The sequence below is a fragment of the Paenarthrobacter sp. 10L412 genome, assembly GCF_056395565.1.
Genome location: NZ_JBFTJT010000001.1, coordinates 11426 through 25415 on the forward strand (window position 1 = coordinate 11426; position 13990 = coordinate 25415).

The window sequence follows — 13990 nt, forward strand, 5'->3', positions numbered from 1 at the left end:
ATGACTGACGTTCACATCCTGGGGATCCGGCACCACGGACCCGGCTCGGCACACTCGGTGGCCGAAGCGTTGGCTACCCTGCGCCCCGATCTGGTGCTCGTGGAGGGCCCGCCTGAGCTCGACCAAGTCATTGCGCTCATCACCGATCCAGGGATGGTTCCTCCCGTTGCTGGACTCATCTACGCAGTGGACGAGCCGCGGTTGGCTTCTTTCTACCCCATGGCCAGCTTCTCACCCGAATGGGTGGCCATCCGTTGGGCGCTGTCCACGGGGACCCCGGTGCAGGCCATCGATCTGCCAGCTGCGAACACGTTCGGACTCAAGGTAGCTGCCGAAGCCGCTGAGTCGATTTCCACTCCGTCTGATCAGCCGTACCGACCGGACGCAATCGGCATCCTGGCGGAAGCTGCCGGGTACAGCGATGCCGAGCGCTGGTGGGAGGATGCGGTAGAGCACCGCAACTCAAGCCCCGTGGAGCGCTTCGAGGCCTTGATTGATGCCATCGCCGAAATCCGGGCACTGGATGATCGATCCCCCGATCATCCGGACGTCGTGGAGAACCACCGCCGGGAAGCGGCAATGCGGCGGATCCTGAGGGCAGCCATTCGTGAAGGACATGGGAGTATCGCCGTAGTTTGCGGTGCCTACCATGCACCAGCACTGGTGCCCGCTGGCTTTCCCTCCGTTTCCGCGGATAACAAAGTACTCGCCGGCTTGCCCAAGGCCAAGGTGGCCGCCACGTGGGTTCCATGGACCTCGGACCGGCTCAGCCTGCGCAGCGGCTACGGTGCAGGTGTTACGGCGCCAGGCTGGTATCAACATTTGTTCGCGCACTGGATGGCCCAGGATCCGGGCGTTGATGTATCTACCACGTGGCTGGTTCGGGTTGCCCGGGCTTTGCGCAAGGAAAACCTGGACGCCTCGACGGCCTCCGTGGTGGAAGCGAGCCGGATGGCAAAGACCCTCGCCGCCATCCGCGGGAGGCCAAGCCCGGGGTTACCGGAACTGGACGACGCTGCACAGTCCGTACTTTGCGATGGCTCTCCCCTGCCTTTGGCCTTGATTCATCGCGAACTGACTGTTGGGCGGGATTTGGGCAGCGTGCCCGACTCCGTGCCCACGCTCCCGCTGGCGGCCGACCTCGCCGCTACCCAACGCACCTTGAGGATGAGGGCCAGCGCCATGGAAGAGGTCATGGTCCTGGACCTGCGAAAACCCAACCAGCTGGCGCGGTCCGTACTGCTCCATCGCCTGGCACTGCTGGGAGTTGACTGGGGCGTGCCCACTGACACAGGCCGGACCACAGGCACGTTCAAGGAAGCCTGGACCCTTCTCTGGAAACCTGAACTCGCCTTGTCCTTGGTGGAAGCCAGCCGCTACGGCACAACAGTTGCCTCCGCCGCGGCGGCGTTTGTGACCGAAGAAGCCCAGGCCGCCGATAGCCTTCCTGTCCTCAGCGAACTGCTGGCAAACTGTCTGCTCGCGGACCTCCCTGACGGTGTTGCCGGCGTCGTGGCTGCCCTTGCCGAGCGAACCGCGCTGCAGCAGGACGTTCCGCCCCTCCTGGAAACCATTGCCCCTCTTGCCCGCACATGCCGGTACGGAAACGTGCGCGGAGTGGACGTGAGCGATGTTCGAAAGATCCTGGAAGCCACTGTTGTGCGCGCCTACGTGGGTCTGCCCACAGCATGCGCAGCTTTGGACGACGACGCTGCCACTCTCATGCGCCAGGCGATCAATTCAGCCCAGGACGGGCTGTCCTTGCTACCAGACTTGCCTTTGGAGGATTGGCATGCGGCGCTGGCTGCAGTGGCACACTCGGACCGAATCCACGGCTCCGTGGCGGGTCGCGCTCTACGGCTCCTGCTGGACGCCGGACTGGTGGACGCCGACGACGTTGCGGCCAGGCTAAGCCGCCGCTTGTCTGTCGCTGCCCCGGCTCCCGAGGCCGCCGCCTGGTTGGACGGACTTCTGTCCGGCGATGCCACACTGCTGATCCATGACCGCCGTCTCCTTCAGATTGTGGATGAGTGGGTGGATGGCGTCCAGGATGAGGTTTTCGAGGACGTGCTGCCGCTCCTGCGCAGGACGTTCTCGGCGTTCAGCCGCCCTGAGCGGCGCGAGATCGGCGAACAGCTGAGCCATGCGGCCGCGCGGGACACCACAGCAGCTACAAGCGTTGACCTGGCTGTTGCAGGTCCGGCCGTTAGAACGATGGCCCGAATCCTCGGATGGGAGGAGATCGCATGACAGATGCCAACTCCGAGGAGGATCGGGGGCGCGACCGGCTGGGCCGCTGGCGTCTGCTGCTGGGCGGCAACGAAGCAGACGGCATCTCAACAGCCGACGGCGAGCGCGTGCAGCTCGCGGCCGATGATGCAAAGCGCGACCAAGCTCTTGAGGAGCTGTATGGCGAGGGCTCCACTCGACGCGGTGGGCTCGGGGCGTCGAGTCCGCGTGTGGCGCGGTGGCTTGGAGATATCCGCGGATATTTCCCCTCTTCCGTGGTCCAGGTGATGCAGGCTGACGCTATGGACCGGCTGGGGCTGAGGCAATTGCTCCTTGAACCCGAAATGTTGCGCACCGTCCAAGCGGATATCGGTCTGGTAAGCACGCTTGTTGGCCTGGGCAGGGTCATCCCCGAGCAGTCGCGCGAGACAGCTAGGTCTGTGGTTCGCCAGGTGACGAAGGATCTTGAGGATCGTTTGCGTGCCAAGACCGTCCAGGCTGTCTCGGGGGCGCTGAACCGGTCCGCCCGGACCAGGCGTCCACGGCACAGGGATATTGACTGGAACAGGACCATTGCGGCCAACCTTAAGCATTACCAGCCTGAATACCGGACGGTTGTGCCCGAACAACTCCATGGCCATGCCCGTCGCAGCACGGAGATCCAGCGGGAGATCATCTTGTGCATCGACCAATCAGGATCCATGGCGGAATCCGTGGTGTACTCAAGCGTCTTCGGTGCAGTGCTCAGTTCACTGCGGTCCGTGAGCACCCGTTTGGTGGTCTTCGATACCGAAGTGGTTGATCTGACCGAGGACCTGGATGATCCCGTGGATGTGCTGTTTGGGGTGCAACTCGGGGGTGGTACCGACATCAACCGTGCCCTCGCATACTGCCAGGACCAGATCACCAAGCCGACCGAGACCATCCTGGTGCTGATCAGTGACCTCTACGAAGGAGGGATAGCGGAGGAGATGCTGCGCCGTGCCGCATCGATCGTTGGGGCGGGAACCACCATGATCGCCCTGTTGGCCCTGAGCGACAGTGGTCATCCTTCCTTCGACTCCAGCCACGCCGCAGCCCTGGCCGGCATTGGTGTGCCGGCTTTTGCCTGCACGCCGGACCTGTTTCCGGAGATGATGGCGGCGGCCATCGAGCGCCGGGACGTCAGCGAGTGGGCAGCGTCCCAGGATATTCCAACGACACACGGGACTTAGCAAACCGGGACGTCGAAAACTCTTCCCGCTGGCCCTGGTCCCTAGCTCTGGCGGAGGCCGGGCAAGGGGACGAGAATGGGCTTGTGGTCACCCCTGCCAGCGCTGGCGGCGACACGATGAACGACGCCGCCAGAAAGATTCAACGTGTCTATCTCACGCTGACGCTGGGCAACACGGTGGCAGCTTCCTTCATCTGGGGTATCAACACGCTTTTCCTGCTGGATGCCGGCTTGAGCAACCTTGAGGCCTTCGCCGCCAACGCTTTCTTCACAGCGGGCATGGTCCTTTTCGAGGTTCCCACAGGCGTCATCGCGGACGGCTGGGGCCGCCGCACGTCATTCCTCCTTGGTACGATCACGCTGGCTGCGTCCACCTACTTGTACTACGTGCTGTGGCAGATTTCCGCACCGTTTTGGATGTGGGCAGTTGTGTCGGTGCTCCTTGGCCTCGGCTTCACGTTCTTCTCCGGAGCCGTGGAAGCCTGGCTGGTGGATGCCTTGCGCTTCTCCGGCTATGAGGGCGGCCTTGAAACTGTTCTGGGCCGCGGCCAGATGGTGCAGGGTGTGGCGATGCTGCTGGGTTCCGTGGCAGGTGGGGTGATCGCCCAAGCCACCAACCTTGGTGTCCCGTTCCTCATTCGGGTTTTCGTTCTGGTTGCCATGTTCGCCGTTGCGTTCGGGTTAATGCACGACGTCGGGTTCTCACCTGAGCGGTCCACCCACCCCCTTCGGGCCACCCGTGCAGTACTCTCTGCCTCGATCGAGAACGGCCTGAAAAACCCGCCCGTCCGATACGTCATGCTGGCCGCTCCCTTTAGTGCCGGCGTCGGGATCTATGTGTTTTACGCCCTGCAGCCATTCCTTCTTGACCTGTATGGCGACCCGAGGGCCTATTCCATTGCGGGCCTCGCCGCCGCGATCGTGGCGGGCTCGCAAATCCTGGGCGGTTGGCTCGCTCCACATGCCCGGCGTTTGTTCCATAAACGAACCTCGGTGCTGATCCTTGGTGGTCTGGCAGGATTCGTGATCCTGGTGGTCCTCGGCTTCACCCGTGTCTTTTGGGTGGCCCTGGTGCTGCTGGCATTCTGGGCCGTGGTGGGATCCGCGGCAACTCCCGTCCGGCAGGCCTACGTCAATGACATGATCCCCTCGAAGCAGCGCGCCACGGTCCTGAGCTTTGATTCGCTCATGGGATCCAGCGGCGGAGTGGTTGTGCAGCCGCTCCTTGGCCGTGGCGCGGACCTCTACGGCTACCCGGCCTCGCTGGCCATCGCGGGCATTATTGAGCTCATTTCCGTGCCGTTCCTGCTGGCCAGCCGTAGGCAGGGGGCATCCGCAGACCGTGCCAACACCGAAGCCGTTCAGTCACCTTGAACCGGAAGTGGCGTCAACAAGGCGTCCTGAAGCTCCGCGGTCACCCCTGGAGGCACATCGAGGTCCACGGCCAAGGCAAGAAGCGCGCGGCTGAAGTAGTTCCTGGCGGTGGCAGCCAGGGTGATGTCGGCAATCTCCCGGTCGCTGAAGCCCACATCGCGAAGGCGCTGAGTGTCGTCGTCGTTCATTGCAGCCGCATTGGTGCTGAGCTTGACCGCGTAGTCCATCATCGCGACTTCCTCAGGTGGCAGCCCGGCATCCCTGTAGTCCCGGGCAACAGCGAGCAGTTGCTCCTCATCAATGATGGCCAACGTTTTCTTCCCATGGGCCAACCGGCAGTGGGAGGACCCAATAGCCTGGGCGGCCGCGAGCGTCACAAGTTCGTATCGTCGCAGACCCAGCGATGAGACGATTGCCTTAACCAGCGACTGCCACGCCTTGTATGCCTCCGGGTTTATGCTCATGGCCTTTGTATGGCTCGGAACGTAGCCCATCGACTGCAGATCGGCTTGGTAGATTTCGGCGGTCAGACCTGTGGCCTCGGACTCGGATTGCACCTTGAGAATGGACATGGGCGCTATTCTGGTCCCCGGTCAGGGGAATGTAAATGAGGCGGCAGGTCCCTCGGAATGAGAGAGTGAGGCTTCACCGTGAATTGTGGTGGAACCCAGATACTGAAAGCGTGGACAAGCAATGATCTCCCTACGGCAGGATTCCCAAGGCTTCATCCGAATGAGCAGGCATTTTCCCGCCAGCGCCTCTGTGTCCATCACCTTTGCCGACGGCACCCAGAAGGTTTTCCCGGGCCAGCGGCTCAACGAAATCTTCGACGACGCTTTGGCCGCGTTCCGGGCAGGAAACAACCTCGACGCCAAGGGCTTCGACCGCGGACCAAAAAAGAAGGTCCAGCAGGGCATCGACTTCGTGCCCATCAGCCCTGACATGGCGTGAATTGCGCCTGGGCGGGTTTCATATCCGCCCGGGTTTTACTTTTTGCCGGGGGTTTACTGTTTACCTGAGGCGTGACTGACGCAATAGGGCGTCCACGGCCTGGCTTCGAGCCGGCCTTCCGGAATGGCGACACCACAAATCGCGCACATACCGTAGGTTCCGTCCGAAATCCGCTGCAATGCGGCCTCAATCTGCTCCAGGCCTACACGGCTCTGGTCAAGCAGCGCGGAGGCCTGTGAGAGCTCGAAGGCGATGGTGGTGCCTTCAGGATCATGCTCGTCGTCGACGTTCGAGTCCTGGCGGGCAAGGCTGACTGATGTGATGTCGCTACGCAGCGCCTTCAGCAGGGCAAGCTTCCGCTCGCGCTCCTCCGCCAGCAAGACCCGGAACCGCTCGACGTCGTGCATTTGCCCGGACACGTCCGCCTCCTTTCGCCAGCATCGGGAACCTTCCTTCACCTGCACAACATCTTATGTACAGCGTCTTCATGTACCGGGCCTTTATCTACCGGGGCGTCTGCCGGTTCCGGCGGAGATGCCTGCCAGCATCTGCCCAAGCACCGTTGCGTAGTGTTCTTCGCTGCCGTAGCGGCTCATGGGGGCGGCCACTGAAGTAGTAAGCGGGAAAGCCTGTGCCAGATCAGGATCCTTAAGGTCCTCTCGCAGTGACTCCCCCGCCCCTCGGGTCCTTGCAAGAACAAATGATGCCCAGCCATAGTTCAGGGCGATGATGCCACTGAATGTCGCGACTGCGGCGTCGCCCGTGATCCCACCACGAGCCAGAATCCGCAACGCCCATTCCCCGATCGGCAGCGCGTTGGGTCCTGGCAGTGGATGGGCGAAGAGTGACGCGACTGCCCATGGGTGAGTATTCAGCATGTCCCGGTGGTTCCGTGCGAACAGCCCCAGGTCCGTGATCCAACTTGAGCTTTCCGAGGGTGCAACCATGCGTCCCAAAACCCGGTTCAGCAACGCGTCCACCAGTTCGTCTTTGGTACTGAAGTAGCGGTAAAGCGCCATCGGGGAAGATTGCAACTCTGCGGCTACCGCACGGATGGTCAGTGCCTCGATCCCCTCGGCGGCTACACGCTCGGCCACATCCAGAATCTCTTCCACGGTGAGAGAGTTGCGGCGACGTCGACTGCGGCGCTCCGCTATGGTTCCGGGCATGTCTTCAACTTTCTCTCGGTTCCTATTGTGTACACCGTACACTAGGCGTAACGTACAACGTACACAATCACTTCCTCCCCAGGAGATTCACCATGTCAATCCTTCGATGGATACCTTCATTCCTTGGTTTTCCCCTGGGCGGCTGGTTGGCCTTCATGCTGGTCGGGTCGGCTGACAACCCATTGACTGCCAGTTCCGCGGGGGCCATAGCCGGCACGCTGGTTGGCGCCGCCCAATACTTTGCAATGCGACCCGCTGCCAGTTGGCTGTGGATAGCCGCGAGCACCGTCGGGATGAGCGTCGGCAGCGCGCTCGCCGCCATTGCCACGGGATCGTCGACGTCCTTGGGCGCCCTGGCCTTGACCGGCGTCATTGCCGGGGCTGCTGTGGGAATCGCGCAAGGAATGGTGTTTCGCCGAGGCTTGCATGTCGCCGCCTTGTGGGCGGTGACCGCAAGTGCGACGTGGGGGCTTGGCTGGGTGGTCACCGCCAACGTCATTATCGACGCCGACCGTGGTTACGTCGTCTTCGGCACCAGTGGTGCACTTGTGGTGACCGCCGCTACGGGCCTGGTACTCCGTCATATCCTCGGACGCCGAACCAGTCGATCTGCTCCCCCGGCCGCAAGTGCCGTCGTCGGGCAGGTTGCCAGGACGCAGTGGTGAGCAACTCCATCGCGGCGGCTGTGCTGCTGATCGTTATGCCCCTGGCCTTCAATGCCGCATTCGCAGGGCTGGCCGCCACGTTCGATTATCCGGACATCCTCCGCAAGCCATCGCACGAAATTCTGCAACGCTTCCGCGACGGAGGGCCACGGCTTGTACTGCTCTGGTGGTCATTCGCGATGACGGCCGTGTTACTGGCACCTGCATCCATCATGCTTTCCAGCGCGTTGGAAGGTGCGGATTCCACACTGCTGGCGCTTGGGTCAGCGGCGGGAGTGCTGGCCGCCGTCGTGCAGTTCCTCGGACTCATCCGGTGGCCGTTCCTGGTGCCTTATCTTGCACGTACGGCGGCCGATCCCAAGGCTAGCCAAGCCCGCATGGAAGCAGTCGACATCGTGTTCCAGTCGTTCAACCGCTATCTTGGCGTAGCCGTCGGCGAGCATCTGGGTTACCTCTTCACTGGCGCGTGGAGCATTTTGGCTGGTGTGGCAATGACTCAAAGCACCGCTGTTCCGGTCTGGCTGGGGACAGTGGGAATCGTGGTAGGCGGTGTGCTGGCGCTGTGCTCACTGGAATTTGTCGGACCCTTCGAATCCAAAGGGTTCAGGCTAGCTGCGGCGCTGACGCCCGTGACCTACATTGTGTGGTCACTGTGGCTGGTGATGGTTGGTGTGTTCCTGCTGCTCTAAGTAGCAGCCGGGACGTGCTGGTCTGGACAAGCCGTGGGGCGTGGTGCCCTAATAACGTCATGGGGAACTACGTGCATCATCCCGGAGTAGATAGCTACATCAACGCCCTCCCGGAATGGCAACAAGCGCTTTGTGGGGAACTGCGGGATGTGATCCACGAGGCCGAACCGGACATCGTGGAGACAATCAAAAGACGGGTTCAGCCCTACTTTGTCCTGGAGGGAAACGTCTGTGCGTTGCTCGCGGCCAAGAACCACGTCAACCTCTTTCTCTACGATGGCGCTATCGTCCCTGACCCTGCCGGGATCATCACGGCCGGGCACGATAACAAGACCGGCCGAATGATCAGCTTGTACGTCGGTGACAAAGTACCCACCGCACCGCTCATCGCCATGCTGCGACAGATTGCCGCCAACAATCGTGCCGGTGGGTGGCGGAAGATCAAAGCGGGTTTGCAAAACGACAGGAAGTTTGGGGACTGACCATGACGTTGAACGAAACGATTGCCCGCCTCCGGGCCGCGCACCTCATGGTCCGCGACGCCAAGGAGTGGGACGAGCTGTCCGAGAATCTGTGGACGGCCTACCAAGCCAACGACGACGAACTCGTTGAGCAGTTGCGTTCACCGTTCCTGCAGTCGTGGCGAACCGTCACGCGTTACGTGCTCCGGGACACCTTCGACGCTGCCGGCATCACGGTCGGCGAGCCAACGCATCCATGGGGAATAGCAACGCTCACCGCGGATGGAACTACCCGCGAACCACTCCTCTGCCGCGCTGAAGGATTCGAGCTGCTCACGTTTGCCGAAATACTGTCCAGCTATTCGGATTCGCTGGAGCCTCTTTTCACGGCTGCCGGACAGGCGGACCGCTGATCAGCGTGGGTATGTACTCCAGCAGCTGCAGTTGACCATCGAATGTCCTGCTGTTCACCATTTCAAGCGAGACATCAGGATAGCCGTCATAAATCCGCTCCCTGCCGGTGCGGCCTGTGATCACCGGAAAAACCACAATCCTGTATCGGTCCACAAGTCCGGCACTTAACAAAGAGCGGCAAAGGCTGAGGCTTCCCAGTGTGGTCAGGGTGCCGGTTCGGGTCCGCTTCAGCTCCTTGACAGCTTCAACGGCATCCCCGCTTACCAGCTCGGAATTCGGCCAAGCAAGAGGTTCTTGGAGAGTGGACGAGAAAACGACCTTTGGCAGGGCCGCCAGCCCGGTCAGGGCCGCTCCCTCTTCCTCGGAGAACCCGGAGTCTTCGCCCGCGGCTTGCTCCGACATGCTGGACATCACCCGATAGGTGTTGGCCCCCATAAGGGTGGTGAAATCCTTCTTCCCTTCTTCCTCGAGCCAGGCAAGGTATTCCGGGGATTCAAGTCCCCACCAACCCGGCCAGCCCTCCGCTGAGGCATACCCATCCAGGGAAATGATCAAGTCCACCATCAACTGCGCTGATGTCGCTTCTGTAGTTGGCTCGCCCACGGCTGCTCCTCACGAGATTTGGGTTGTGCCTAGCATTGTCCTCCCGAAGGGAGGTTTGCACCACGACTCATGTGCTCCTGATCTGGTCCAAACTCTCACGCAGTCCGATCACGTGAATTTCAGGGAAGGCGGCACGTACCACGGCCGGATCGAAGGCCGCAGCGCCTGATTCCATCCACAGCGCCGCTCTCGCCATCCGGGCCATGAACGGCGAAATCGGACGTGCCACGGCGGCCATCACCCGTAGGGCCGCCATTGGTATCCGCTGGATCGAGCCCTTTCCAGCATCCGCGAGGATAGCTTCCGCGAGCGTGTTGAAGGGGTGGGTTTCGGACCCCCACTCAATGGTCCTTCCACGCAAGGAAGGGTCGGAGAGAGCCAACAAAACAGCGGCAGCAGCATCAGGCGTCGACGTAAAAGTCACAGGTGCCCGTCCCGAACCGAAGACAAGCACCCTGCCCTTCGTATGGAGGGGCTGGCTCATTGAATCGAGGAACTGCTCAAAGTTTGCCCCCATTCGGATCGCCGTCCACGCCATGCCTGAGGCCTTCAACGCCTCCTCCGCTGCGTACTTCATGCGCAGGAAATCCAGAGGGGCATCGGGAGCTGCCCCATGCATCGACATCATGACCACGTGCTCCACGCCCGCCCGGGATGCGGCATCGATGAGCCGAAGTGCGCCGTCGCGGTCCACACTGCGTGGGTTGCCGCCCCTTTTCAGCCCAAAGCCCGACGCCGCGAACACAACTTGGCTGCATCCGGCAACGGCCCGTCCGCAGTCCGTGCCTGAGGCGAGGGTCCCGCGGACAAGCTCGACGCCGTCGATCGGCTTCCCGGGGAACGGCTGGGATTCACCCCTGGCCATGACCCGCACGGAAGCCCCGCGCCGAACCAGCTCCCCGGTCAGCCGCGAACCCAGGCGGCCCGTGCCGCCCACCACGAGGATCATGACCCCTTCGATGTCGGAAGTACGGCCCCAACCTGAAGACCCGCCCCAGCCTGAAGACCCGCGCCCGCAGTGGCCCGCACGGCGTCGTCGATGTCACCTGAAGAACGTTCCACAGGTTCGAGATAGAAATGGACGGAGGCGATCCGCTCCTGGCGCACTGTAAAGATCGCGACGCCGGCAAGTTCTACCGGCGTGGCATCGCGTCCTGTGCCCCGGGCGCCCCATTCCACCCAAACGGTTCCGTGCCTGCCTTCAGCGGCGTCGGCGATTGCCGGTGTGAGGTCAGGGATGCCAGCGAAAAGGCTGGTCCAGTTGGCGCGGACCTGGGCGCTGCCGGTGAAATTCCGTTCGGGATGAATCGGCGTGATGTTGACATAGTCGTCGACGAATTCGGCGACTAAGGCGTCAAGGTCGTGGCGTCCGGAAGCGGCGAACATCCGGCGAACGGGTCCTTCCGGAAGGCGCTCAAGGCCCTCCACGGTTGCCATGGTGACTCCTTGGTGCCCCGCGATTTTCCCCTCACTGGGCGGGCAGGGCTGGTATCTTGAATTCAATACAGTTATCTGTATTGATTGGAGTCTAGAAGTCATGGCAACCGTAATCAAGAGTCCCGATGGAACATCCCGGAGTCAACGCACCTACGATGCAAGCCGTCGCCGCCAAGCGGCCGAGGCATCCCGTCGCACTATCCTCGCGCGCGCCAGGGAACTATTTCTCCTGCAAGGCTTCGGCGCAACCACCATCGCCGAAATTGCCGCTTCATCCGGGGTGTCGGCGGAGTCCATCTACAAGAACTTCGGCGGCAAGGCTGGCCTCGTCCGGGCTCTCCACGAGCAGAGCCTCCTTGGCAAGGGCGGCGCGCCAGCCGAACAGCGCTCAGACCTCGCGCAAGTAAGGGCAGATGACCCGCGGAAACTGATGGAGCAGTTCGGGCGGTTCACCGCAGAAGTCAGCCCCCTTGCGGCGCCGATCAGCCTGCTCATCCGCGACGCCGCCGCAACAGGCGATGCCGACATGGCCAGTCTCCTGAAGGATGTCGACGACGCCCGCCATCGGCGGATGCTGCACAACGCGCGTCAACTGGTGGCCCGCGGCCTGCTCCGTCCCGGCATGTCCCCGGAAGAGGCCGCCGACATCATGTTCGCGTGCACCACCCCCGAACTGTTCGAGAGCCTCGTCCTGAAACGAGGGTGGAACGCAGGGCAGTACGGCCGGTTCATCGCCTCAACGCTGACTGCAAATCTGCTCTGACACGCAAACCTGCTCTGACACGCAAACCCACTCTCACGCGTCATGCCGAAGCACGGCCCGGCTGGGAAGACCCGCCCCCGACGTGCAACGCTTGTCCCATGGACCTGGAAATCTCGCCCTCCCTCACGATTCCGGCCTCGGAACTCAGCTGGCGGTTCTCGCGTTCATCAGGACCAGGCGGTCAACACGTCAACACGACCGACAGCAGGGCTGAGCTTTCCTGGAACGTAGCCACTTCGGAGGCGTTGACTGAAAGCCAACGGGAGATCTTGCTGCGTCGACTGCAGAAGCGACTCATCGACGGAGTCATCACTGTTACAGCCTCGGAGCAGCGCTCGCAGTTACGCAACCGCGAGAGCGCCCTGACCAAGCTCGCTGACATTGTGGTGGCGGGCCTTGCCCCAAGGACTGTGCGCAGGGCAACGAAACCCACACGCGGGTCCGCCCAGCGGCATCGCGCAGCAAAAGTACAGCGGGCGGCAACCAAGCAGCAACGACGGCGGCCCTCGCCCGAGTGACGGGTGCCTGAGTGAGAGCACCTGAGTGACGAGCACGTGGGTGACGAGGCCGGACCAACCGGGGCATTGGGGCGCACCCCCCTTTTGGCAATTGGCTGGGGATGGCAGCATACAGTCATGTCATCCATCCAGCGCATCCGGCCCGAGGGGCTCGTCTCCAGCCCGGCATTCAGCCACGTAGCCATCGTCCCTCCCAACGCCACCACCATCTACGTCGGCGGCCAGAACTCGGTCGACAGCGGCGGTTCGCTCGTCGGCGAGGGTGATGTTGGAGTGCAAGCTGCCCGCGCCCTGGCGAACGCAAAGACCGCGCTCGCGGCTGCTGGGGCAACCCTGCGCGACGTTGTGCAGTGGACGGTTCTCTTCGTGGACGGTGCCGACCTCGCCGCCGGGTATGGGGCCATTGCGTCCGACCTCGCCGCCGACGAGCCGCCCCTCGTGACAGCAGCGTTTGTCTCCCGTTTGGGCGTTCCCGGGGCGCTGGTGGAGATCAGTGCGGTAGCCGCCGTCGAGCGGTAAACAATCTGACTGCACTCCAAGTGCAGTATTATGCCTTATGACCAGATTCAAAGGCACAATCCCCCCATGGCTCCTGACCACCGCGGCAATGTTCTCCATCCAGCTCGGCTCCGCCCTTTCGCTGGGGTTGATGCCAACCTTGGGTCCCCTCGGGACAGCATGGCTGCGCCTGAGTATGGGAGCCCTCATCCTGCTGGTATTGGCCCGTCCACCCCTGAAGACCCTGCGACTTCGTGACGCTCCGGTGGTGGTTGGCCTGGGCGTTGCTACCGCAGTAATGTCGGTGACGTTTCTTGCCGCCATGGAACGCATTCCCATGGGGACAGCAGTTGCCATTGAATTCCTCGGCCCGCTTACGGTTGCAGCCTTGCGCGGCCGCGCGGCCCGTTCCTTGGTCCTGCCGGCAACGGCGCTGGCAGGCGTCGTGCTGCTCACCGAACCGTGGGCAGGAGACGTGGACCTGCTCGGAGTCGGCTTTGCGGTGATGGGCGCGGTTGGGTGGGCAATCTACATCCTTCTGACCCAGCAGGTGGGTGATCGCTTCAATGGAATTGGTGCCCTCGCCCTGACCATTCCGATTGCTGCTGTCGCCGCGGCACCGTTTGGACTGCCGCAAGCCATAGGCCACATCACCTGGGAAACGGTGGCCGTTGCCGCCGCCTTGGCAGTGCTGATACCGGTCCTGCCCTACATCCTGGAAATGTTGGCCCTCCGCCGCATGACACACACGGCATTCGGGACCCTCCTGGCGCTGGAACCGGCCATCGGCCTGCTGCTCGGGGCGATCGTCCTGCATCAGTTGCCATCGATGCTGCAACTCGCAGGCCTCTTGCTCGTCATTGTCGCCGGTGCCGCGGCCCAGCGCGGCGGACGCCGCCAACAGCAACCCGTCATACCGGCTTCTCTTTCAAGGCGGGGCCGCACTACGGGCGTTTGAGCATGGTTGGCAGCTTTTTTGGGCGTTTCGTCATCCTTGGCGGGCGAT

General features: G+C 62.5%; 18 protein-coding genes. 12 read left to right on the top strand and 6 right to left on the bottom strand.

Annotation, left to right across the window (positions count from 1 at the left end; translation table 11 throughout):
* The 3 genes from AC1DD7_RS00055 to AC1DD7_RS00065 all read left to right on the top strand — a co-directional run bounded on the left by AC1DD7_RS00055 (nucleotide 1) and on the right by AC1DD7_RS00065 (nucleotide 4816).
* Nucleotides 1–2250, top strand: coding sequence for a DUF5682 family protein (locus tag AC1DD7_RS00055; RefSeq protein ID WP_477513254.1), 2250 nt, complete (start codon nucleotides 1–3; stop codon nucleotides 2248–2250).
* Nucleotides 2247–3443 (top strand): VWA domain-containing protein, encoded by a 1197-nt coding sequence (locus AC1DD7_RS00060; RefSeq protein WP_477513255.1) that lies wholly within the window; start codon nucleotides 2247–2249, stop codon nucleotides 3441–3443. Before AC1DD7_RS00055 ends, AC1DD7_RS00060 begins: the two co-directional genes overlap by 4 nt.
* A 116-nt stretch (nucleotides 3444–3559) precedes the next feature.
* Nucleotides 3560–4816: an MFS transporter gene (locus AC1DD7_RS00065; RefSeq protein WP_477513543.1), complete on the top strand. Its 1257-nt coding sequence runs from the start codon at nucleotides 3560–3562 to the stop codon at nucleotides 4814–4816.
* Here AC1DD7_RS00065 and AC1DD7_RS00070 read toward each other — a convergent pair.
* Nucleotides 4804–5388, bottom strand: coding sequence for a carboxymuconolactone decarboxylase family protein (locus AC1DD7_RS00070; protein WP_477513256.1), 585 nt, complete (start codon nucleotides 5386–5388; stop codon nucleotides 4804–4806). The two genes, AC1DD7_RS00065 and AC1DD7_RS00070, sit on opposite strands and share 13 nt — an antisense overlap.
* Nucleotides 5389–5509: 121 nt before the next feature.
* Between AC1DD7_RS00070 and AC1DD7_RS00075 the strand changes: the two genes are divergently transcribed.
* Complete coding sequence (locus AC1DD7_RS00075) at nucleotides 5510–5767, top strand: hypothetical protein (protein WP_431115143.1); 258 nt, start codon at nucleotides 5510–5512, stop codon at nucleotides 5765–5767.
* A 53-nt stretch (nucleotides 5768–5820) separates the two neighbouring features.
* On the opposite strand, the gene AC1DD7_RS00080 is transcribed toward AC1DD7_RS00075, so the two are convergent.
* Both AC1DD7_RS00080 and AC1DD7_RS00085 read right to left on the bottom strand, forming a co-directional pair.
* Nucleotides 5821–6174 carry a TraR/DksA family transcriptional regulator gene (locus tag AC1DD7_RS00080; protein ID WP_477513544.1) on the bottom strand — a complete coding sequence of 118 codons (354 nt, stop codon included), beginning with the start codon at nucleotides 6172–6174 and terminating at the stop codon, nucleotides 5821–5823.
* Nucleotides 6175–6267: 93 nt separating this feature from the next.
* Entirely contained in the window at nucleotides 6268–6936 is a 669-nt protein-coding gene (locus tag AC1DD7_RS00085) for a TetR/AcrR family transcriptional regulator (protein WP_477513257.1), read from the bottom strand.
* Between the two features lie 92 nt (nucleotides 6937–7028).
* On the opposite strand from AC1DD7_RS00085, the gene AC1DD7_RS00090 reads away from it, so the two are divergent.
* The 4 genes from AC1DD7_RS00090 to AC1DD7_RS00105 are packed head-to-tail and all read left to right on the top strand — an operon-like array spanning nucleotide 7029 to nucleotide 9164.
* Entirely contained in the window at nucleotides 7029–7601 is a 573-nt protein-coding gene (locus tag AC1DD7_RS00090; RefSeq protein ID WP_477513258.1) for a hypothetical protein, read from the top strand.
* Nucleotides 7598–8290, top strand: coding sequence for a DUF4386 domain-containing protein (locus AC1DD7_RS00095; RefSeq protein WP_477513259.1), 693 nt, complete (start codon nucleotides 7598–7600; stop codon nucleotides 8288–8290). Before AC1DD7_RS00090 ends, AC1DD7_RS00095 begins: the two co-directional genes overlap by 4 nt.
* A gap of 59 nt (nucleotides 8291–8349) precedes the next feature.
* The gene (locus AC1DD7_RS00100) at nucleotides 8350–8772 is read left to right on the top strand and encodes a DUF1801 domain-containing protein (protein ID WP_477513260.1); all 423 of its coding nucleotides are present in this window, start codon (nucleotides 8350–8352) and stop codon (nucleotides 8770–8772) included.
* 2 nt (nucleotides 8773–8774) lie between these two features.
* The gene (locus AC1DD7_RS00105) at nucleotides 8775–9164 is read left to right on the top strand and encodes a hypothetical protein (protein WP_477513261.1); all 390 of its coding nucleotides are present in this window, start codon (nucleotides 8775–8777) and stop codon (nucleotides 9162–9164) included.
* On the opposite strand, the gene AC1DD7_RS00110 is transcribed toward AC1DD7_RS00105, so the two are convergent.
* The 3 genes from AC1DD7_RS00110 to AC1DD7_RS00120 form a co-directional block, all read right to left on the bottom strand.
* On the bottom strand, nucleotides 9136–9729 hold the full coding sequence (locus AC1DD7_RS00110) for a dihydrofolate reductase family protein (protein ID WP_431120224.1): 594 nt from the start codon (nucleotides 9727–9729) through the stop codon (nucleotides 9136–9138). The two genes, AC1DD7_RS00105 and AC1DD7_RS00110, sit on opposite strands and share 29 nt — an antisense overlap.
* Nucleotides 9730–9835: 106 nt before the next feature.
* Nucleotides 9836–10717: an NAD(P)H-binding protein gene (locus tag AC1DD7_RS00115; RefSeq protein ID WP_477513262.1), complete on the bottom strand. Its 882-nt coding sequence runs from the start codon at nucleotides 10715–10717 to the stop codon at nucleotides 9836–9838.
* Nucleotides 10714–11205: a nuclear transport factor 2 family protein gene (locus tag AC1DD7_RS00120; RefSeq protein WP_477513263.1), complete on the bottom strand. Its 492-nt coding sequence runs from the start codon at nucleotides 11203–11205 to the stop codon at nucleotides 10714–10716. Before AC1DD7_RS00120 ends, AC1DD7_RS00115 begins: the two co-directional genes overlap by 4 nt.
* A gap of 100 nt (nucleotides 11206–11305) precedes the next feature.
* Here AC1DD7_RS00120 and AC1DD7_RS00125 point away from each other — a divergent pair, with 100 nt between their 5' ends.
* The 4 genes from AC1DD7_RS00125 (at nucleotide 11306) to AC1DD7_RS00140 (ending at nucleotide 13942) form a co-directional block, all read left to right on the top strand.
* A complete protein-coding gene (locus AC1DD7_RS00125) occupies nucleotides 11306–11968 on the top strand; it encodes a TetR/AcrR family transcriptional regulator (RefSeq protein WP_477513264.1) in 663 nt (220 codons plus the stop codon).
* A 98-nt stretch (nucleotides 11969–12066) separates the two neighbouring features.
* A complete protein-coding gene (gene arfB, locus AC1DD7_RS00130; RefSeq protein ID WP_477513265.1) occupies nucleotides 12067–12486 on the top strand; it encodes an alternative ribosome rescue aminoacyl-tRNA hydrolase ArfB in 420 nt (139 codons plus the stop codon).
* A gap of 117 nt (nucleotides 12487–12603) precedes the next feature.
* On the top strand, nucleotides 12604–13005 hold the full coding sequence (locus tag AC1DD7_RS00135; RefSeq protein WP_477513266.1) for a RidA family protein: 402 nt from the start codon (nucleotides 12604–12606) through the stop codon (nucleotides 13003–13005).
* A gap of 37 nt (nucleotides 13006–13042) precedes the next feature.
* Nucleotides 13043–13942 carry an EamA family transporter gene (locus tag AC1DD7_RS00140; RefSeq protein WP_477513267.1) on the top strand — a complete coding sequence of 300 codons (900 nt, stop codon included), beginning with the start codon at nucleotides 13043–13045 and terminating at the stop codon, nucleotides 13940–13942.
* Nucleotides 13943–13990: the final 48 nt, after the last annotated feature.